The sequence below is a fragment of the Paenibacillus segetis genome (assembly GCF_014639155.1).
In the GTDB taxonomy this organism is placed as follows: Bacteria; Bacillota; Bacilli; order Paenibacillales; family Paenibacillaceae; genus Fontibacillus; species Fontibacillus segetis.
Window position 1 is genome coordinate 1,442,877 of sequence record NZ_BMFT01000001.1, and the last position, 20,437, is coordinate 1,463,313.

Below are 20,437 nucleotides of genomic sequence, written 5' to 3' on the forward strand. Positions count from 1 at the left end.
ATGACAGGAAAATTGAGATATTGCTGGTTGTTTGGTTTCATCGGATTTCTAATTACATTAGCTATATCAACGGGGAATAACTTGTTCATGACAAGTTTGGTCCGAGGGCTGATTGCGTTTGCGGTTTGGTTTGGACTTTCTTATGCTGCGCTGTGGATGTTCGATGCTCTAAGAGAACAACCCAATCAATCAAAGGATGAGGAATTAACAGCTACATTTTCTGAGCAGGGCAAAGGTGGTAATTATGATCTAACCACCCCGGATGAGAGCGAAGAATTAAATGATTTATTGAAACAGCCTCCGGTGAACTCGGTGAATATCAATGATTTTTCACCATTAAACCCACCAAAATTAGTGAAGACAACTAACGACAAAGATGCAGAAGAACTGGTTAAGGTCGTTCGTCACCTGACAGAAGAATAAGGAGGGTGAAGGCAATTGAACGAACGGAAGGGGTCAACTCTGAATTTCGTTGAGCTTTGGGAACAATGGAAAGAACATGGCGATGTAGAAGCCAAGAAACAACTTATCGAGAAGCATCTACCTATTGTCGATTACGTTTCTGGACGTCTTGCTGTAGGTCTACCAAAGAATGTGTCTAAAGATGATTTGTCCAGTAATGGAGTTATGGGACTCATTGATGCGGTCGAAAAATTCGACTATAAACGTGGTCTTCAATTTGAGACTTATGCATCATGGAGGGTTAGGGGAGCCATCTTGGATGGATTGCGACAAGGGGACTGGGTTCCCCGTTCTGTTCGAGAGAAGTCCAAAAAGCTAGAAGAAGGCTACCAACAATTGGAGCAACAATATCTTCGCTCTGTTACCGATTCGGAGATGAGCGATTATTTGAATATTAGCGAACGAGAGTTTCAAAACTTGCTGCAGGAAGTTGCAGTCATGACACTCTGCTCTTTGGAGGATCCGATACGTGAAGAAGAGTCGGAGACTAGACTTACGCTATTGGTAGACGAGAAGGCGAAGAATCCGGATTATAAAGTCCGTGAGTTCTACTTGAAAGATTCCCTAACCAAAGGCATTGAGAAGTTAACTGAAAAGGAACGTACGGTCGTTTCCCTGTTATATTATGAAGATTTATCGCTTAGTGAAATTGCGGAAGTAATGTCCCTGTCACCATCTCGAATTTCTCAACTTCATTCTAAAGCTATTTTGCGCCTTCGTGGTAGTTTGGAGAAACATCGCGATTTGCTGATGCAAGAAGACTAGTAAGACAGTTAGACGATGAAAGGGGGAACTTATTATGGACCGGACTAGTGAATTAGGACAGATACTGAGTGTGACAATTAATGAAGATAAAACGGTTGCTTACTTGCAATTTTTAAAAAAGGAAGATAGTTTCACTTGCAGTGCTGATGTATTACGCCATTTTCTTCAAAATAATAATGTTAAACATGGTATTCAACAAGATATAGTAGAACGTTTTGCAGCTAATCCGCGAGAATACTTTTTCAGTAGAACACCTATTGCCATAGGTAACGAACCGGTGGATGGGGTAAATGGAAGTATTCGTTATGCAATTCAGCTGGATGATGATCAGCACTTTCGTCCTGCAGAGGGTGAAGATGGTAAGGTTGATTACAAGGATGTTACTCGGTTAAATAATGTACGTAAAGGTCAAATTATCGCGGAACTTGTACCTGCAGTGCCTGGCCGTCCTGGAATGGCAGTGACAGGAGTCCCTATTCCCTGTAGAGATGGTAAGGAAGCTATCTTAAAGGTAGGCAAGAACGTTGTCTTGAATCCAGAACAGAATGCAATGTATGCGGCAATTGATGGTCTTGTGACGATGACGGAGAAGGGGAAAATGAATGTCTTTCCTATCTATGAGATCAACGGAAATGTTGATTACGGCACAGGGAATATTGAATTTGTAGGTACTGTAGTTGTCAGAGGAAATGTATTGACCGGGTTTAAGGTTACTGCTGCAGGAGATATTCGGGTTATTGGTGGAGTAGAGGGAGCTGAATTATTTGCAGGAGGCTCTATTGATATAACCGGTGGAATTATTGGATATAACAAGGGCCTTGTAAAAGCCGGCCATCAGGTGAAAAGTTCTTTCATTCAAGATGGAAATGTTCAGGCGGGTGAAGATGTAATTGTCTCTCAGAGCATTATGCATTCTAATATCCGTGCGGGTAGGGATGTCATATGCAATGGAACAAAAGGTCTCATTGTTGGAGGAAGCATTCAAGCGGGTGAGAAAGTAATTGCTAGAATTATAGGGAATCCAATGTCTACTGCAACTTCTATTGAAGTTGGTGTTCTTCCGGATCTACGTAACGAACTTCAAGACTTACGTACTCAAATCAAGGAGCAGTTGGCAAATCTCGATAAAACGGAGAAAGCGCTAACATTATTGGACCAATTAGCTTCTCTGGGCAAGTTGACCCCGGACAAAGTGGCGATGCGCTCCAAACTCGGACTGACAAAGAAGTCTAATGCACAGGAACTAAATGAAATGAAGGAACGAATGTTAATTATTGAAAAAACGCTGGAGGATACAGGAAAAGCAAAAGTTGGAGTCCTTAAGATGATTTATGGTGGATCCAAGATTGTTATTGGTCGCTATACTAAGTATATTAAGGAGCCAATTTCGCACATGTCTTTCTACTATAGTGATGGTGACATTTCAATGTCCTCTTATTTTTAAAATTTTTGGCGCTGCAGGGTGATGTTTTGGTATTCATTCCGTTCTGAGGTGATCTCATGAGTATGAAATCCGTGGAAATGCAAATCGCAATCCCGCGTACTAGCGAAGCAGGGCGTATTCAACAAGATCAGCAACATCGACCGCTGAATGATCAGACTTTGTTGGCAGGACAGAATATCAAGAACAGTGAACTAGAACGTCAGCGGAGTGCTAACATTGACGAGAGTGCCCATAATACGACTGTAAGACGAGAAGGAAATGGCTCCTCTGGCCAAGAGCAAGATCATTCCCCATCAGAGGACAAGCAGGAAGAACAAGCAAAGAAACACCCTGCGGAGCATCCCTATAAGGGAAAGCATATCGATTTTTCTCTATAAGAGGTAGTTCAAAAATCCATCTTTTGATCACGATGCATATCAAGAAGCAGATTCGACATCGAATCTTGAATTCAGCCGGGCCCTCTGGTGCTCACGTAGGTTTTTCCTACGCTCCGCTCCTCGGTCCCTAGCTTCATCCAACCTTCTCGGTGCTGAATATCTGAATTTTTGAACATATACTATAAAGACGCAGGGCAAAAAGGTGAGGATAACATTGTCATTTGGAGATCCATGGTTCTATATTGTGCTAATAGGGGTAGCTGCAATTTTTTACAGTTTTCTTCTTCCAGGAAGGAATAATCTCTCTACAACTAAGAACAATGCTGTAAATGAGTTGGAAACTACGCTTGAACAATACATGGCAGAAATAGAGAAAGAAAACGAAGAACTCATCCAATTGGTAACGCAGATGAAGCAGGACTTTTCTGCCAAGCAGATGGCGGTCCAAGAGCAGGTTGCTGAGCTGCGCGGACGGTTTGCTTCGATAGAGCAATCAACTCGACAAAGTGAGTCAAGATTGGGCATTCTTGAGGCTAAGCCGGTGAACATTGCGTTTACGGGGGGATTGGAGTCATCGAAGCAAGAGGAGCTATTGATAGAGAATGTGATGAAGCAAGAGGTTGCGTCTTCTGAGGAAATCTTGATACATTCTAATCCCAATGAAGAAGCACAGGAATCACTTCACGATAGATATTCTGAATTGTTCTCGATGTACAACAGTGGGAAGTCGATTGATATGATCGCTAAGTCTATCGGAATACCCCGTGGGGAAGTTCAACTCATATTGCAATTGGCTAAGAGGGAGGAATCCCGATGATCAAAAATCGACATTTTATGTTAGGACTAGGTGTTGGTTTAATTATAGGGGCACTTCTTTTACAAGTCATGATGATTGGACAGGGACAACCCAGAAATTTATCAACCATGGAGCAGGTACAACAAGCAGCTGCAGAGTTGAACTTGAAAGTAGTTAAGAATACTGAAGAGTTGCTCACAGAGGAAGAGTGGAAGGCAAAATCTCAGGATGCTGCTCTGAGTAATGGTGAGGATGAAAAAGAGGCTTCAACATTAGACCCTAATGAGCCAGCAACTCCAGAATCCCCACTGACGCCTACTTCACCTCAAGAACCTGAAGGAGAAATCGACTCGAATGTTTCAAAACCAGATGAGAAGAAGATAACCTCTCCTGACTCCCCTAATAGTCCGGATGAACCAGAACCGGTTGTGGTAGAGTATAAGATTCGTAGTGGGGCTACGCTATCTAATGTAGCTTCTGGATTGAAAAAAGCGGGTGTCATCAGTGATGAAAGTGCATTTATTAAGAAGGCTTCTGCCAAAGGGGTAAATCGCAAATTGCAGGTGGGCACCTACAATTTTACAATTGGAGAGGATTTTAATTCGATTATCTCCAAAATAACGCTTAAATCGTCAGGAAAGTAAACGAAATATTACAAAAAGACATTTAAAGCTCCTTTGGAGCTTTTTTTCATACCAACTTTGGTTGCATCGATATCTTAGTTATGGTATATTAGTTCACGGTGTTATAACGCACGCAGGATGATTTTGCGATGGGTGCTCTCCATACTGGGGAGTCATAGTGAAAAATGAAACCTGCGGAGGAAGCATCAAAAAAACCAAACTTTAGGAGGTGCGTGAAGATGGCTGTAATCTCCATGAAACAACTGCTAGAAGCAGGCGTTCACTTCGGACACCAAACACGTCGTTGGAACCCGAAAATGGATCGTTATATCTTCACAGAAAGAAACGGAATTTATATTATTGACCTACAAAAAACGGTCAAGAAAGTTGATGAAGCTTACAACTTCGTAAAAAGCATCGCAGAAGACAATGGTACTATTCTCTTCGTGGGCACGAAGAAACAAGCTCAAGACTCAGTTAAAGAAGAAGCTGAACGCGCTGGTCAATTCTACATTAACCAACGTTGGCTCGGCGGTACTTTGACTAACTTCCAAACTATTCAAAAACGTATTGATCGTTTGAAACAGTTGGAACTATGGGAAGAAGACGGTACTTTCGCAGTTCTTCCGAAGAAAGAAGTTATCCTTCTTCGCAAAGAGAAAGATCGTTTGGAGAAATTCCTAGGCGGTATTAAGAACATGAAAGGCCTACCAAGTGCCTTGTTCATTATCGACCCTCGTAAAGAGCGTATTGCGGTTGCAGAAGCTCGTAAATTGGGTATCCCAATCGTAGGTATCGTTGATACAAACTGCGATCCAGACGAAATCGACTATGTAATTCCAGGTAACGATGATGCAATTCGTGCAGTTAAATTGTTGACTGGTAAAATGGCTGATGCTGTTATCGAAGCTAACCAAGGCGAACAAAATAACGCTTAATTTAGCCTTATAATGAATAAATTAAATGAGAAAGGGTGGTTGGTAGGTGTCAAACCTCTCACTACCCTTTTTTTTAAAGGATAAATCTGTGATTTCCAAGCAGACTATGTAGATTAAACTGAAGTTAACATATAATTGATATGGAGGTACTTAATAATGGCAGTTGATGCAAAAGCAGTTAAAGAACTACGTGAAAGAACAGGCGCAGGTATGTTGGATTGCAAGAAAGCGCTTGAGGAAGCAAACAACGATATTAATAAAGCAATTGAAATTCTTCGTGAAAAAGGTCTTGGTGCGGCAGCTAACAAAGCTGGACGTATCGCTACTGAAGGTGTAGTTCAATCTTACATTCACGCAGGTGGAAGAATCGGTGTTCTAGTTGAAGTTAACTGTGAAACTGACTTTGTTGCCTTGACTGATCAATTCAAAGAATTCGCACGTGACATTGCTATGCAAATCGCAGCTGCAAACCCACGTTATGTAAGCCGTGAAGAAGTGCCACAAGAAGATATCGAGAAAGAAAAAGAAATCCTTAAGGCACAAGCTTTGAACGAAGGCAAACCTGAGAAAATCGTTGAAAAAATGGTTGAAGGCCGTATTGGTAAATACTACGAAGAGTTCTGCTTGATGGAACAATCTTTCGTTAAAGACCCAGACAAAACGATTGCACAATTGCTTAACGAAAAAATTAGCACGATTGGTGAAAACATCTCCATCCGTCGTTTTGCTCGTTATGAACTTGGTGAAGGTCTGGAGAAAAAAGTGGACAATTTCGTAGAAGAAGTAATGTCCCAAGTGAAACAATAATTTAACCTTAGATTATTTCATTAAAAAATAAAATTTTTCTTATAATTGAATGTAATAGAAAGTTGGAACACATCGTGTTCCTTCTTTTTTAACCTAATGATGATATTGGGTTCATTCAAAGTGGAGGGTATAATTTGGAACAGCCAGTTTTTAAACGTGTTGTCTTAAAGGTCAGCGGGGAGTCGCTTGCCGGCCAAAACGGCTATGGGATCGACGCGGATACCATTTCGTCAATCGCTCAGCAGGTGAAGGAAGTGGTAGAGCTCGGCGTCCAGGTCGCAATTGTTTGTGGTGGCGGAAATATTTGGCGTGGTATAGCAGGTAGTGCTAAGGGAATCGATCGTGCCACAGCGGATTACATGGGGATGCTTGCTACGCTCATGAACTCGCTCGCATTACAAGATGCTCTTGAGCAAATTGAAGTTCCAACACGGGTACAAACTTCGATTGCAATGCAACAAATTGCCGAACCTTACATTCGGAGACGGGCAATCCGTCATCTGGAGAAAGGACGCGTTGTTATTTTTGCCGCAGGAACAGGTAATCCGTTCTTCTCAACTGATACAACAGCGGCTCTTCGTGCCGCGGAAATTGAAGCTGAAGTCATCTTGATGGCTAAGAACAAAGTGGATGGTGTCTACTCTGCGGATCCATTCATTGATCCTACGGCTGAGAAATACGAAGTTCTCACTTACATGGAAGTGCTGAATAAAAATCTGGGTGTCATGGACTCTACAGCTTCATCGCTTTGTATGGACAATGACATTCCACTCATCGTGTTTGCCATTACGGAACAAGGTAACATTAAACGAGTTGTTCTCGGTGAGAAAATCGGGACTATTGTTAAAGGGAGTGTAGATTGATGCCACAATCGGTTAAGAAAAGTGCCGAAGAGCGCATGGACAAAGCAATCCAGTCATTGAAAAGAGATCTTGCAAGTTTGCGTGCGGGTAGAGCTAGTGTTTCTCTGCTTGATCGTATTCAAGTTGATTATTACGGTTCACCAACACCAGTTAATCAATTAGCAAACATCAATACACCGGACTCACGTACTTTAATGATCCAACCATGGGATAAATCATCCTTGGCGGATATTGAACGTGCGATTCAGAAGTCGGATCTCGGTTTAACACCGGCGAACGATGGTTCGATGATTCGCTTATCTATTCCTGCATTGACAGAAGAGCGTCGGGTTGAATTGGTTAAATTGACGAAGAAGTTCGGTGAGGAATCTAAGGTTGCGATCCGTAACATTCGTCGTGATGCCAATGACGATATTAAGAAATTAGAAAAAAGTGAAATTTCTGAAGATGAATCGCGTAGACATCAAGAGGATATTCAGAAATCAACAGATAAATTTATCGCAGAAGTCGAAAAAGTCCTGTCTGCGAAAGAAAAAGAGATCATGGAAGTTTAAGAGACGAAAAGCGGCCCCTCCTAATACGGTGGGGTTTTGTCTCTTTTCATCATCGGCTGGAGGAAAAGGAATGATGAATTTATTTCAATTCTGGCGAAAAAAAGGGAAGAGCCCACAAACCACCGAGTTGTCCACTGATAATATACCGAAACATGTGGCCATTATTATGGACGGTAACGGACGCTGGGCCCGTAGGCTTGGTTTGCCACGGATCGTCGGCCATCGCAATGGGATGAAAGCAGTCAAGCGGGCGACCATAGCTGCGGACGAATTTGGTATCAAGGTTTTGACCTTGTATGCATTTTCTACTGAAAATTGGAAACGTCCAAAGGACGAAGTTGAATTTCTGATGTCGCTTCCCCAAGAATTTTTGGCGCTCGAACTTGAGGAGTTAATTCAAAAAAATGTCCAGGTTCGCATGATGGGGCATACGGAAGATCTTCCACAACATACGATTAAAGCAATGGAAGAAGCGATATCCCGAACGAAAGATAATACAGGACTCATTCTTAATTTTGCTCTGAATTATGGTAGTCGGCGAGAAATAACTGAATGTTTGCGCGATATTACTCGAAAAGTAGCGGCTGGTGAAATTTCTCCGGAGGATATCACGGAAGACATGGTACAATCTGGACTGTTAACGGCGGGATTATCAGATCCTGATTTGCTGATCCGTACTGGTGGAGAATTAAGATTAAGTAATTTTATGCTCTGGCAAACTGCTTATAGTGAGTTCTGGTTTACGGAACTGTATTGGCCCGAATTTGGGCGTGAACATCTAAGGGAAGCCTTGATCGAATATCAGCGACGTACACGTCGCTATGGCGGATTATCTTAGCATGATGGAAGGTGTAGAGGCTTGAAGCAGAGGTTGATTACGGGTGTTATCGCCGGAGGTCTTTTTCTGGGTCTGTGTATCATCGGCGGTTTTGGGTACCACACACTTATCACGATCATGGCTTTAATTGGCTATTATGAGTTCGTACGTATGATAAAAATGCCCTCCTTTGGGGGCACAGCTATCCTTGGATATTTGGGAGTGCTGTATTTAACGTTTCCATGGGAACCGCTAAATCTCACCATGCCATTGCAAATATTGCCGGTGCTATGGTTGCTGATGTTACTGTTTCTTACGGTTACGGTTCTAACTAAAAATGAAATCCCTATCGGACAAATATCTCTATTATTTCTCGGTATGGTGTATATTGGCATGGGGTTTGCATATATTGCCGAAACCCGAAATACACCGGATGGGCATGGACTGTTTTGGACCATGCTAATGTTGTCTTCCATCTGGAGCAGTGATGCAGGCGCCTATTTTACTGGTCGGAGATTTGGTCGAAACAAGCTGTGGCCAGCGATTAGTCCTAACAAAACGGTCGAAGGTGCAATTGGCGGTATTGTGCTAGCTATTGTTGCTGCTGTAATATTCTCACTCTCTTCTGGTGGACTACTTACAATTGGACGGGCTATTTTAATTGGTACCTCAGCTGCAGTGGTTGGACAGATGGGTGATTTGGTTCAGTCAGCATATAAACGAATATATGGGATCAAAGACTCTGGTAAACTATTGCCGGGACATGGTGGTATATTGGATCGTTGCGATAGCTGGATTATGGTATTTCCGTTCGTACATATTCTAATGCTGCTTCCACTTTAGAGGTTGTTAAATCAAAGTGATGAAGTTACTCAAGATATGAGAGGTGCGTCATGAAGAAGATTTCAGTGATTGGATCTACGGGATCAGTGGGTACCCAGACGCTTGATGTCATTATGCAACATCCTGAGCAATTTGAAATTGAAGGATTGGCGGCTGGAACTAATACCGACTTGTTCATTGAGCAGGTTAATCAGTTTCGTCCTAAAAAAGCGTCTATTGGAAATAAGGAATTAGCGAATAAAATTTCAGCACATCTTCCTGCAGAGGTAGAACTGTTTTATGGCGAGCAAGGACTCATTGAAGTTGCGGCAGGGACGGATGCGGAGATCGTAGTTACGGCTATCGTTGGAAGTAGAGGCTTGCCTTCTACGCTGGCCGCAATTGCCGAAGGCAAGCATATTGGCCTAGCCAACAAAGAGACGCTTGTTACAGCTGGCCATCTTGTGACTGAGCTTGCTAGAAAGAAGGGGGTATCTCTACTCCCGGTAGATAGTGAGCACTCTGCAATCTTTCAGTGTCTTAACGGTGAGAACTTCAAAGAAGTAGAGGGAATTACTTTAACAGCATCCGGTGGTTCTTTTCGGGACTTCACTCGAGAACAGTTGCTGAATGTTACTGTGGAGGATGCGTTAAAACATCCGAATTGGTCTATGGGTGCTAAAATCACAATTGATTCGGCCACGATGGTCAACAAAGGACTGGAAGTAATTGAAGCCCATTGGCTATTTGGACTTCCGTATGAACAGATTAATGTATTGTTACATCCTGAGAGCATCATCCACTCTTTCGTTGAATATCGTGACGGGAGTGTAATTGCCCAGCTCGGTACGCCAGATATGCACATCCCTATTCAATATGCTTTGTCTTATCCCAATAGGCTATCTTCGTCCTCCAAAAGATTATCATTGGCGGAGATCGGTCGTCTGAATTTCCGTGAAATGGACTTGGAACGGTTCCCTTGTTTAAGACTTGCTTACGAATGTGGTAAAATAGGTGGTACGGCGACTACGGTATTTAACGCAGCAAATGAGATTGCCGTCTCACGTTTCTTAAAGCGGGAAATTTCCTTTTTGCAGATCGAGAATGTAATTGAGACTGTACTTTCCAAACATGAAGCGCAGTTGCAACCTGATCTTGAAAGTATTCAAGCTGCTGACGAATGGGCTAGGGAAGTCGCCGCATCCATCTAATTTCCCTCTCTTCGTAAAGAAAAGTTCCGCGTCGGTATTCTCTTGTGCCATATCGGAGAATAATGATAATCTAAAAGAACATTGGACGATCCGTGGCCAAAGGGAGGATGCTTACATTGGAATTGCTAAGAATCATATTTTTGACAGTACTCATGTTCTTTGTCATTGTGACGGTGCATGAATGGGGGCACTATTATTTTGCTAAACGTGCGGGTATTCTTGTGCGGGAATTTGCGATTGGCTTTGGGCCTAAGTTGTTTTCTTATAAAAGAAATGAAACCCAATTTACGCTAAGGTTACTGCCTTTTGGTGGATATGCGCGTATGGCCGGAGAAGACCCGGAACTCGTGGCGATTCAGAACGGACAAACCGTTTCGCTTCGACTCGAAGAGGGAGTTGTTCGGAAATTCTATTTAGACCGATTAGATAGCCGTAAGAATGTCATTCGTGGAGAAATACAAGAGTTTGACTTACTTGATGATCTGCATGTGACGTTAGACGTTGATGGAGAAAATGTAACTTACCCTGTACATCCGCAAGCCATGCTTGTGGCAAAAGGTAAGGAAACACAAATTGCTCCTAGAGACAGACAATATGGTAGCAAGACAGTTGGTCAGCGAGTACTATCAATTTTTGCCGGACCACTAATGAACTTTATTCTTGCATTCGTCTTGTTTGCATTGCATATTCAAATGGCGGGTATAGCGCTGGATAAGCCTAGTCACCTGCAAGTGGGCGATGTGATGAAGGGCATGCCAGCGGCTGAAGTAGGACTACAACAAGGCGACATCATTGAGACCATTAACGGTGAACCCGTCGGTACAGATGCCGAAGGAATGATTGCAAAAATCAATGCGTCAAAGGATAAAGCAATGGTCTGGACTGTGAAGCGTGGAGAACAGACACTAACGTTTTCGATAACCCCTCGTGCTGTGGAGGATCAAGGGTCAGCCAAAGTAGGAAGCACGATCGTTACGTATTACCCTACTCGGAGCGCATCATTTGGAGAGACGTTCAGTGTAGCCGGCAAAAGCATGGTAAGCACAACCAAGCTTATATTTGAAGGTTTTAGTCAACTTATTAATAAATTTTCAATGGATGATTTAGGTGGTCCCGTCCGTACATTCGAAGTAACTGGACAGATCGCTAAACAAGGAATTGCTCAACTAACTTATTGGGCGGCCATACTGAGTTTGTATTTGGGGATATTCAATTTATTTCCTATTCCTGCGTTGGACGGTAGTCGCCTTGTGTTCCTGGCTGTTGAAGCTGTGCGAGGTAAACCGATTGATCCCAACCGGGAGGGCATGGTACATTTCATCGGTTTTGCGATGTTATTCCTGCTGATGATTGCTGTAACTTATAATGATATACTACGCTTATTTCAAGGATAATATTGTGTTTTTTATGGGAGGACAAGAGTTCTGATGGCAAACGAGGATAAACAATTCGTAACAGAGATTACCCCACAAGGAGAAGATTTCTCGCGTTGGTATATCGATGTGATCAAAAAAGCTGATTTAATGGATTATTCACCGGTTCGTGGTTGTATCGTATTTAAACCGGATGGTTATGAAATTTGGGAGCATATTCAACAAGAACTGGATCGTCGCTTTAAAGAAACAGGACACCGTAATGCATACTTCCCTCTCTTCATTCCAGAGAGCTTCTTCCAAAAGGAGAAGGAACACGTGGAAGGCTTCAATCCTGAACTTCCATGGGTTACGGAAGCAGCTGGTGAAAAGCTGGAAGAACGGCTTGCTATTAGACCAACTTCGGAAACCATGTTTGGTCATATGTATGCGAAATGGATTCAATCATACCGCGATTTGCCAATGTTGATTAACCAATGGGCTAATGTAGTTCGTTGGGAGAAGCGCACGCTGCCTTTTCTACGAACGAGTGAATTCTTGTGGCAGGAAGGTCATACAGCGCATGAGAACGAACAAGATGCTCGGGAAGAAACCATGCGTATGTTGGAAGTGTATCGTGATTTCGTAGAGAATTATTTGGCGATTCCGGTTATTACCGGTCAGAAGACACCTTCTGAGAGATTTGCCGGCGCTGTTGATACTTATTCCATCGAAGCGATGATGAAGGACGGTCGTGCAGTACAGGCGGGAACGTCGCATTATCTAGGAACTAAGTTTGCTGCGGCATTCGATATTCAGTATCTCAACCGTGATAACATTCAAGAATATGTGCATACAACCTCATGGGGAGTGAGCACACGACTGATTGGTTCGCTAATTATGGTGCACGGTGATGATCGAGGCCTTGCTCTACCACCAAAAGTAGCTCCAAAACAAGTCATGATTATTCCAATCGGACCTCCTAAGACACGTGATGCTGTTGTAGGGCGTAGTGATGAATTGTTCGCTGAACTGAAGAAAGCCGGTATTCGTGTAGGAATCGATGACCGTGCGGATGTTCGTCCAGGTTGGAAATTTAATGAATATGAAATGCGTGGTGTTCCGATCCGTCTTGAAATCGGACCACGTGATATGGATAACGGCGTTTGTGTATTAGTATCGCGGATAAGTGGCGAGAAGAAGATCGTTCAACAAGATAATTTGGTTGAAGAAGTTCAAGCAATGCTGGAACAAGTGCATAATGAAATGTTCGAACGGGCGAAGGCGTTCCGCGAAGACCATTTCTATTCTGTAGATACGCTAGATGAAATGAAGGCAAGTATTGAAGAAAAACGTGGATTTACACTAGCTGGTTGGTGTGGTTCCGATGCTTGTGAACGTCATGTAAAGGATGAGACGGGCGCTACGAGCCGGAATATTCCGTTTGAACCAGCGGTTAAGAAAACCACATGTCTCGTTTGTGGTGAGAAAGCTGCTCATACCGTTGTTTTTGCCAGAGCCTATTAATGACTGTCCTTCTTTCAGTCCTGGTAAGCTAAGGATGAGAGACGTGTGAGTACGACATATTAGGAGGCTTCCGGTAGTGAGTTGCCGATGGGGATTATCGCCTGTCGGCCAGCTGCCGGGAGCTTTTTTTAACTGGCAAGTGGGATTGGTGAATTAGATCCGCTACGCAAACCGTTTGATCCTTCGATCGCTGTTGTAGTTGGATTGTTCTCTTTGTATGAGCCATATAAGGGTAACAATCCAACTACAAAGGCGAACGCGTTCGCTTCTCCAGATTCAAACGGTCCCGCTCCGCTATTTATTCACCTGATAGTTAACAAAATCTCCCGACGGCTTGTTGGCCTCGCTGCGAATTTGGTAGAGTAGTAATATTGAACGTGTATTTTGTGCACGTTCGAATAAGAATTGAAGACGTTTCGAAGTAGAGAGATAACTAGATTCATTACAAAAATTATGAGACTATTATATCTCAGAGTTGTGTTTATATATTTATGCGAAGTTGATCTTAGGACGAGCATATAATTTTTATAAGATATTAAGAAGTGTGGTGAAAGTAGGGCGTGCGTTGAGAATGATCTAGCGGAGAGTGTGAAATGATTCTGAAGAAGCGTACGCGTTCGCCTTTGTCCCTAAATTTCAACCTTATAAATATATAATAAAGAAATTTGGGGACAACAGTGATCGTAAGAACATTTCACAATCGTAGCCTAATCACAATCTAGGGTTTACTATTCATCACACTTCTAGGCGAGGAGGAAAGACATGACCGAACTTGGGGATAAGAGAACCAGACTTGAGTTACTGATGAAACAGGCGGAAGTCCCAGCTACTCTGATTGATCCATATTTTCTCGATGGATACATTGAGCAAGTGGAAGTTAGTCGTAGTAACCGGGAATGGAAAATCACCATTCGTAAGGATAATTTAGTACCGGCTCAAGCCTACCGGACATTCTGCTTGCGCGTTCAAGAGCGCATGGAACATATTGCTCATATTTCTTTCCAATTCCGTTATGGAACAGGTTTGTCAACGAGTGAAATCGTGATGGAGTACTGGAAGCTATTCCTCGAATGGGTCCAACAGGAAGTGCCTTCGGTAAATGGGTGGATGGCCAGAGCGATATTCGAAGTGGAGAATGATTTGCTCTCGGTGACCCTTGGAGATGCGATGGCACTTGAGCTAGCTCGAAAGAAAAATATTGATCAAGCCATCGTAAGTTTTTACGAAAGATTTTTCTCACTTGAATTGCGTGTCAAGCTATTAACAGGGGAGAAAAACGCGGAAGCTTTTGAAGAATTCCAACAACGAATTGTGGAAGAAGAACGGGAAGTTATTCAGCGATTAATGGAAGACAATGCTGTTGAGGAATTAGTGGAAGAAATCGTTGATGGTGAAGTGATTAAGCTGCAAATCGGCTACGACATCAAAGAACAGGCGGTACCGCTACAGCAGATTCAAGATGAAGAGAAGAAAATTACGATTCAAGGAACGATCTTTGGCTTGGAGAGCAAAGAATTACGTAATGGGAATACGCTCTTTACATTCTATTTGACCGACTTTACAGACTCGTTGCAAATGAAGATGTTTGCCAAGAATAAAGAGGACTTGAAAATTATGGGTCAACTCGCTAATGGCAAATGGGTTAGAGCACGGGGGCGTGTAGAGATGGATCGTTTCATGACGATTCCTGAATTGGTGATGATTCCATCCGACCTTTGCGAAGTCCCTGCACCACCATCTCGGAAGGATAATGCTGCGGAGAAACGTGTTGAATTTCATCTTCATACAACCATGAGCACGATGGATGCAGTAACTCCGATCGCTGATTATGTGAAGACTGCGGCGAAATGGGGCCATAAAGCGATTGCGGTCACTGATCATAGTGGAGTTCAATCCTATCCCGACGCGGCGAAGGCGGCGAAGAAGAACGGCATCAAGATGATTTATGGTGTTGAAGCCAACGTCGTCAATGATAATGTAGCCGTGGTTCTCAATCCACGGGAAGAAGACCTGAAAACGACAACTTATATAGTTTTCGATATAGAAACTACGGGTCTTTCGGTTACACAGAACAAGATTATAGAAATCGCGGCTGTGAAAATGATCGAAGGTAAAGAAGTTGACCGTTATGCTACCTTCGTAAATCCACATGTGCGGATTCCTTATAATATTCAGCAATTGACGAATATCAATGATGATATGGTTAAAGATGCGCCGGAACTGGAACCAGTTCTTCAGCAGTTTATAGATTTTGCAGGGGATGCTGTGCTAGTAGCCCATAATGCTCGCTTTGATGTTGGGTTTGTTAATGCCAAACTGAAAGAACTTGGACGTCCACCGATGGATAACCCTGTGTTGGATACGTTAGAGATGGCACGGATGTTGTTCCCTACGATGAAGAATCACCGTCTAAACACGTTGGCTGCAAAATATAAAGTGTCGCTAGAAAATCATCACCGTGCGATCGATGATACACTTGCACTCGGAGAAATTTTAAATGGGTTAATTGAAGATGCGGCTAAGATCGAGGGCATTAAGACGCTTGATCGTCTAAATGATAAAGTAGGTAAAGATTTATCCAATGCTCGTCCTTTCCATTGTGGAATCTACGCACTTAATATGACGGGTAAGAAGAACTTATTTAAACTCATTTCTATGTCTCATACCGATTATTTTAAGCGTGTAGCTTGTATTCCCAAATCTAAATTAGTAGAGTTAAGAGAAGGATTATTGATTCTGTCGGGTTGCGAAAAGGGTGAGTTCTTCGAAACGGTGCTCAACAAATCGGTTGAAGAAGCAGAGGCTGTAGCTGAGTTCTATGACATTTTGGAGATTCAGCCATTGACGATGTATATGCATCTAGTCGATAAGGGACTCGTTGGTAGTCCCGAAGAACTGAAGACAGCGATCACTAAGGTATGTGAGATTGGATTCAAACTTGGCAAGCCAGTGGTAGCGACTGGAAACGTACATTATTTGGAACCACGGGACAAGCTGTATCGCGATATTACGATTCATGGGATTACGGGATTCAGTCCACTTAAGGATCAGAATAAACCTGATGCACATTTCCGCACGACCGATGAAATGCTGGCTGAATTTGAGTTTTTGGGCAAGGAAAAAGCTTATGAGGTTGTCGTAACGAATACATCGGAACTCGCGGACTCTTTTGAAGAGCTTGAATTATTCCCTGATAAACTGTTCACCCCTATTATCGAAGGGGCGGATGAGGAAATTCGCCAGACATGCTATGACACAGCTAAATCGATCTATGGTGAGGAATTACCAGAAGTCGTTGTCGCGAGATTAGAAAAGGAACTGGAGCCGATTATTAAATATGGGTTCTCCGCCAACTATCTGATCTCTGAACGATTGGTTAAAAAATCTAATCAGGACGGATATCTCGTTGGATCACGGGGATCTGTTGGTTCTTCGGTTGTAGCTATGTTCTTAGGTATTTCTGAGGTTAATCCACTTCCTGCACATTATATTTGCACTAATTCGGAATGTAGACACAGCGAGTGGTTCCTTGACGGTAGCGTACCTAGTGGCTTTGACCTTCCCGATAAACCATGCCCGAAATGTAACGGCAACCTAAAGGGTGAAGGACAAGATATTCCATTTGAAACGTTCCTTGGCTTTAAAGGGGATAAGGTTCCCGATATTGACCTTAACTTCTCGGGGGAATATCAGCCAACAGCTCATAACTACACGAAAGAAATATTTGGTGAGAAAAATGTATTCCGTGCAGGAACGATAGGAACTATAGCAGATAAAACTGCCTTCGGATATGCGAAGAAATACGAAGAAGAGCATCAGAAACAATGGCGGGGAGCTGAGCTTAACCGACTTGCATCAGGTTGCACGGGTGTAAAGAGAAGTACGGGCCAGCATCCCGGCGGGATCGTCGTTGTACCGGATTATATGGAAGTAGAAGATATAACACCAGTTCAATTCCCGGCGGATGATGTCAATGCAGAATGGAAAACTACACACTTTGATTATCATGCTTTTGATGCCAACTTACTAAAGCTCGATATTCTGGGGCACGATGACCCGACGATGATGCGGATGCTTCAGGATTTAACGGGAGTAGACCCAACAACGATACCGATGAACGATCCCAAAGTTATGAGCATGTTCAACTCAACAGAGGCGCTTGGAGTTAGTCCACAGCAAATCCGTTCGGCGGTTGCAACTTATGGGGTTCCTGAAATGGGGACGAAATTCGTTCGTCAAATGCTAGTGGAAGCACAACCAAGCTCTTTTGCCGACTTATTGCAAATCTCGGGATTGTCACACGGTACAGGGGTATGGCTGGGGAACGCTCAAGAATTGATCAAGGGCGGGACATGCAATATCAAGACCGTAATAGGTTGTCGGGACGATATCATGCTGTTCTTGATTTACAAAGCGGGTATGGATGCTGGACTAGCATTTAAGATTACGGAAAGTGTGCGTAAAGGGAAAGGTCTAACGCAGGAATGGATCGATGAGATGAAGCGATGCAAGGTACCGGGATGGTATATTGATTCTTGTCTTAAAATCCAGTACATGTTCCCGAAAGCCCACGCAGCCGCTTATGTCATTTCAGCTGTGCGTACGGCTTACTTCAAGTTATATCATCCTATTGAATACTATGCTACTTACTTTTCAGTAAGGGCAGAGGATTTTGATATCGAACTGTGTTGTCAGGGCTATGAAGCTATTTATCGTAAAATCGAAGAGATCGAGCAAAAGGGATTCCAGGCTTTACCAAAAGAGAAGGGCATGTTGCCGATTCTAGAAATGGCACTGGAGATGACAGCACGTGGATTCCGATTCAAAAGCATCGATCTGTATCAATCAGATGCGACCAAATTCACCGTCGATGGAGATTCCTTAATTCCTCCGTTCTCCGCGCTTGCGGGTATCGGGGAAAATGCTGCTCGTAACATCGCTGCTGCAAAAGAATTAGGCGAGTATTTATCTATTGAGGATTTCCAACAAAAATCGAAAGCAAGTAAAACCGTTGTTGAACTACTGGGCACCTTGGGATGTTTCCGCGGGCTTCCTGAAAGCAACCAGCTTTCCCTGTTTTAGGAAATGAAAATTTCACTGTTTTTTCAGTCAGGGATTGCAATTATTTGCTTCAATTAGATGGTAGTTGGGCTCTTCGCCTTTCAGGTAAAGGTCTTTTACTTGTCACTATACCGTGACTATGTTATAATTTTTATGGTAATCATGGAGATAGAACCGTTGTTAAAGAGTGGGGAAACCCACTCTTTATCTTTGGTATATAGGAAACAATTGTATGGAGGTATGTACGCTTGAGCACACCGAAGATCAAAGCGACCGTGGAAGAGATGGTTACACCATTCCTAGAAGAGAATGGCTTTGAACTGGTTGACGTGGAATATGTGAAAGAAGGAAGCAATTGGTTCTTACGTGTTTTCGTGGATAAGGACGGAGGCATCGATATCGATGACTGTGGTCGAATTAGCGAATATTTAAGTGAGAAGTTGGATGCTAATGATCCGATCTCTTCAGCTTATTTCCTGGAAGTATCTTCCCCTGGGGCGGAACGTCCGCTCAAAAAGGCAGAGGATGTAACCAAAGCCGTTGGAAGTGATGTATTTGTAACTACATATGAATCGGTTGATGGCCTGAAAGAATTTGAAGGCCGACTTCTTTCCTTCGAGAATGAGGAGCTAGTTATCCAAGTTGGGAAGAAAAGTCATGCCATTCCATATAGTAAAGTTGCGGCCGCTAGGCTGGCCATTATTTTTTAACCTGTAACTTACCAGGAACATTGAAGGGGGGAACTCGAGGCAAATGAGTATGGATTTTATCGATGCCTTGAACGAATTGGAAAGAGAGAAAGGGATCAGCAAAGATATTTTATTTGAAGCGATTGAAGCTGCACTGATCTCAAGTTACAAACGTAACTTCAACACGGCACAAAATGTACGAGTGGATATGAACAGACTTACTGGTGTAATTAAGGTTTATGCTCGTAAGCTTGTTGTTGAAGAAGTTCTTGATCCACGCACAGAAATTTCACTGCCAGCTGCTCGTGAGATTAATCCTAATTTTCAGCTTGACGACATTGCGGAGATCGAAGTAACGCCTCGTGATTTCGGACGTATTGCGGCTCAAACTGCTAAGCAAGTTGTAACGCAACGTATTCGTGAAGCGGAACGGGGACTCATCTATAATGCGTTTGTTGAGAAGGAAGAAGATATCGTAACGGGTATCGTGCAACGTCAGGATTTGCGTAATGTTTACGTGGACCTTGGCAAAGTTGAAGCACATCTTCCACTTAGTGAACTTATGCCAAACGAGAAATTTAAACATGGTGATCGGATCAAAGCATATATCACGAAGGTTGAGAACACTACAAAAGGACCACAAATTTTACTATCACGTTCTCATCCGGGATTGCTGAAGAGATTGTTCGAGCTAGAAGTTCCTGAGATTTTTGATGGCGTAGTTGAGATTCGTTCTGTTGCCCGTGAAGCAGGATTCCGTTCCAAAATTGCGGTTTACTCTCGTAATAATGAAGTGGATCCGGTTGGTTCATGTGTAGGACCAAAGGGGAACCGCGTACAGACCATCGTAAATGAACTTCGTGGTGAGAAAATAGATATCGTTCGCTATTCGGAAAGTGTTGAAGAGTACGTAGCTAATGCACTTAGTCCTTCGAAAGTGCTTGAAGTTGAAGTCTTCGAGACTGAGAAAATGGCGCGGGTTATCGTTCCTGATTATCAATTATCACTTGCTATTGGGATCAAAGGTCAAAATGCCCGGTTGGCAGCTAAACTGACAGGATGGAAAATCGACATTAAGAGCGAGAGCCAAGCGGAAGAGGAATTCGGAAGAGAAAGAAGTCAGCTGGAGGAACTCGATCAAGATTCCATCTCCGTCGATTAAACTATAAGAGGTAGTTCAAAAAGTCATCTTTTGATCACGAAGCATATCACAAGAAGCGGAATCGACATCGAATCTTGAATTCAGCCGGGCCTTCCGGTGCTCACGTAGGTTTTGCTAGCGATTGCTTCCGAAGCCGTTTTCTCCGAAAACGTGTAGCTCCGCTCCTC

Annotated in this window: 18 protein-coding genes; all 18 read left to right on the forward strand. The window is 43.1% G+C overall.

Going from position 1 to position 20,437, the window contains the following annotated elements; translation table 11 throughout:
* Positions 1-423, forward strand: coding sequence for a hypothetical protein (locus IEW05_RS06640; protein WP_188536994.1), 423 nt, complete (start codon positions 1-3; stop codon positions 421-423).
* Between the two features lie 15 nt (positions 424-438).
* On the forward strand, positions 439-1,227 hold the full coding sequence (locus tag IEW05_RS06645) for a FliA/WhiG family RNA polymerase sigma factor (protein ID WP_188536996.1): 789 nt from the start codon (positions 439-441) through the stop codon (positions 1,225-1,227).
* A gap of 34 nt (positions 1,228-1,261) precedes the next feature.
* Positions 1,262-2,671: a flagellar assembly protein A gene (locus tag IEW05_RS06650; protein ID WP_188536998.1), complete on the forward strand. Its 1,410-nt coding sequence runs from the start codon at positions 1,262-1,264 to the stop codon at positions 2,669-2,671.
* A 56-nt stretch (positions 2,672-2,727) separates the two neighbouring features.
* Complete coding sequence (locus tag IEW05_RS06655; protein WP_188537000.1) at positions 2,728-3,048, forward strand: hypothetical protein; 321 nt, start codon at positions 2,728-2,730, stop codon at positions 3,046-3,048.
* A 214-nt stretch (positions 3,049-3,262) separates the two neighbouring features.
* A complete protein-coding gene (locus tag IEW05_RS06660; protein WP_188537001.1) occupies positions 3,263-3,865 on the forward strand; it encodes a hypothetical protein in 603 nt (200 codons plus the stop codon).
* Positions 3,862-4,488, forward strand: a complete 627-nt coding sequence (locus tag IEW05_RS06665; protein WP_188537004.1) for a hypothetical protein — start codon at positions 3,862-3,864, stop codon at positions 4,486-4,488. Before IEW05_RS06660 ends, IEW05_RS06665 begins: the two co-directional genes overlap by 4 nt.
* Positions 4,489-4,706: 218 nt before the next feature.
* Entirely contained in the window at positions 4,707-5,405 is a 699-nt protein-coding gene (rpsB, locus tag IEW05_RS06670; RefSeq protein WP_188537006.1) for a 30S ribosomal protein S2, read from the forward strand.
* Between the two features lie 156 nt (positions 5,406-5,561).
* Positions 5,562-6,212 (forward strand): translation elongation factor Ts, encoded by a 651-nt coding sequence (tsf, locus tag IEW05_RS06675; RefSeq protein WP_188537008.1) that lies wholly within the window; start codon positions 5,562-5,564, stop codon positions 6,210-6,212.
* Between the two features lie 134 nt (positions 6,213-6,346).
* Positions 6,347-7,075 (forward strand): UMP kinase, encoded by a 729-nt coding sequence (pyrH, locus tag IEW05_RS06680; protein ID WP_188537010.1) that lies wholly within the window; start codon positions 6,347-6,349, stop codon positions 7,073-7,075.
* A complete protein-coding gene (gene frr / locus IEW05_RS06685) occupies positions 7,075-7,629 on the forward strand; it encodes a ribosome recycling factor (protein ID WP_188537012.1) in 555 nt (184 codons plus the stop codon). Before pyrH ends, frr begins: the two co-directional genes overlap by 1 nt.
* A 70-nt stretch (positions 7,630-7,699) precedes the next feature.
* Positions 7,700-8,467, forward strand: a complete 768-nt coding sequence (uppS, locus tag IEW05_RS06690) for an undecaprenyl pyrophosphate synthase (protein WP_188537014.1) — start codon at positions 7,700-7,702, stop codon at positions 8,465-8,467.
* Positions 8,468-8,488: 21 nt separating this feature from the next.
* Positions 8,489-9,289, forward strand: coding sequence for a phosphatidate cytidylyltransferase (locus IEW05_RS06695; RefSeq protein WP_188537015.1), 801 nt, complete (start codon positions 8,489-8,491; stop codon positions 9,287-9,289).
* A 50-nt stretch (positions 9,290-9,339) separates the two neighbouring features.
* Complete coding sequence (locus IEW05_RS06700) at positions 9,340-10,479, forward strand: 1-deoxy-D-xylulose-5-phosphate reductoisomerase (RefSeq protein ID WP_188537016.1); 1,140 nt, start codon at positions 9,340-9,342, stop codon at positions 10,477-10,479.
* A 116-nt stretch (positions 10,480-10,595) separates the two neighbouring features.
* On the forward strand, positions 10,596-11,873 hold the full coding sequence (gene rseP, locus IEW05_RS06705) for an RIP metalloprotease RseP (RefSeq protein WP_188537017.1): 1,278 nt from the start codon (positions 10,596-10,598) through the stop codon (positions 11,871-11,873).
* Positions 11,874-11,906: 33 nt separating this feature from the next.
* Entirely contained in the window at positions 11,907-13,358 is a 1,452-nt protein-coding gene (proS, locus tag IEW05_RS06710; protein WP_188537018.1) for a proline--tRNA ligase, read from the forward strand.
* A 762-nt stretch (positions 13,359-14,120) separates the two neighbouring features.
* Positions 14,121-18,440 (forward strand): PolC-type DNA polymerase III, encoded by a 4,320-nt coding sequence (locus IEW05_RS06715; protein WP_188537019.1) that lies wholly within the window; start codon positions 14,121-14,123, stop codon positions 18,438-18,440.
* A 227-nt stretch (positions 18,441-18,667) separates the two neighbouring features.
* Positions 18,668-19,129 (forward strand): ribosome maturation factor RimP, encoded by a 462-nt coding sequence (gene rimP, locus IEW05_RS06720; protein WP_188537020.1) that lies wholly within the window; start codon positions 18,668-18,670, stop codon positions 19,127-19,129.
* 43 nt (positions 19,130-19,172) lie between these two features.
* Positions 19,173-20,270 (forward strand): transcription termination factor NusA, encoded by a 1,098-nt coding sequence (gene nusA / locus IEW05_RS06725; RefSeq protein WP_188537022.1) that lies wholly within the window; start codon positions 19,173-19,175, stop codon positions 20,268-20,270.
* The last annotated feature ends 167 nt before the right edge of the window (positions 20,271-20,437 follow it).

Bases quoted from the DNA above. Each gene is read 5' to 3' on its own strand.
- IEW05_RS06640 (WP_188536994.1), top strand. From the start codon at position 1: ATGACAGGAAAATTGAGATATTGCTGGTTGTTTGGTTTCATCGGATTT.
- IEW05_RS06650 (WP_188536998.1), top strand. From the start codon at position 1,262: ATGGACCGGACTAGTGAATTAGGACAGATACTGAGTGTGACAATTAAT.
- IEW05_RS06655 (WP_188537000.1), top strand. From the start codon at position 2,728: ATGAGTATGAAATCCGTGGAAATGCAAATCGCAATCCCGCGTACTAGC.
- IEW05_RS06665 (WP_188537004.1), top strand. From the start codon at position 3,862: ATGATCAAAAATCGACATTTTATGTTAGGACTAGGTGTTGGTTTAATT.
- rpsB (WP_188537006.1), top strand. From the start codon at position 4,707: ATGGCTGTAATCTCCATGAAACAACTGCTAGAAGCAGGCGTTCACTTC.
- tsf (WP_188537008.1), top strand. From the start codon at position 5,562: ATGGCAGTTGATGCAAAAGCAGTTAAAGAACTACGTGAAAGAACAGGC.
- frr (WP_188537012.1), top strand. From the start codon at position 7,075: ATGCCACAATCGGTTAAGAAAAGTGCCGAAGAGCGCATGGACAAAGCA.
- uppS (WP_188537014.1), top strand. From the start codon at position 7,700: ATGATGAATTTATTTCAATTCTGGCGAAAAAAAGGGAAGAGCCCACAA.
- IEW05_RS06700 (WP_188537016.1), top strand. From the start codon at position 9,340: ATGAAGAAGATTTCAGTGATTGGATCTACGGGATCAGTGGGTACCCAG.
- proS (WP_188537018.1), top strand. From the start codon at position 11,907: ATGGCAAACGAGGATAAACAATTCGTAACAGAGATTACCCCACAAGGA.
- IEW05_RS06715 (WP_188537019.1), top strand. From the start codon at position 14,121: ATGACCGAACTTGGGGATAAGAGAACCAGACTTGAGTTACTGATGAAA.
- nusA (WP_188537022.1), top strand. From the start codon at position 19,173: ATGAGTATGGATTTTATCGATGCCTTGAACGAATTGGAAAGAGAGAAA.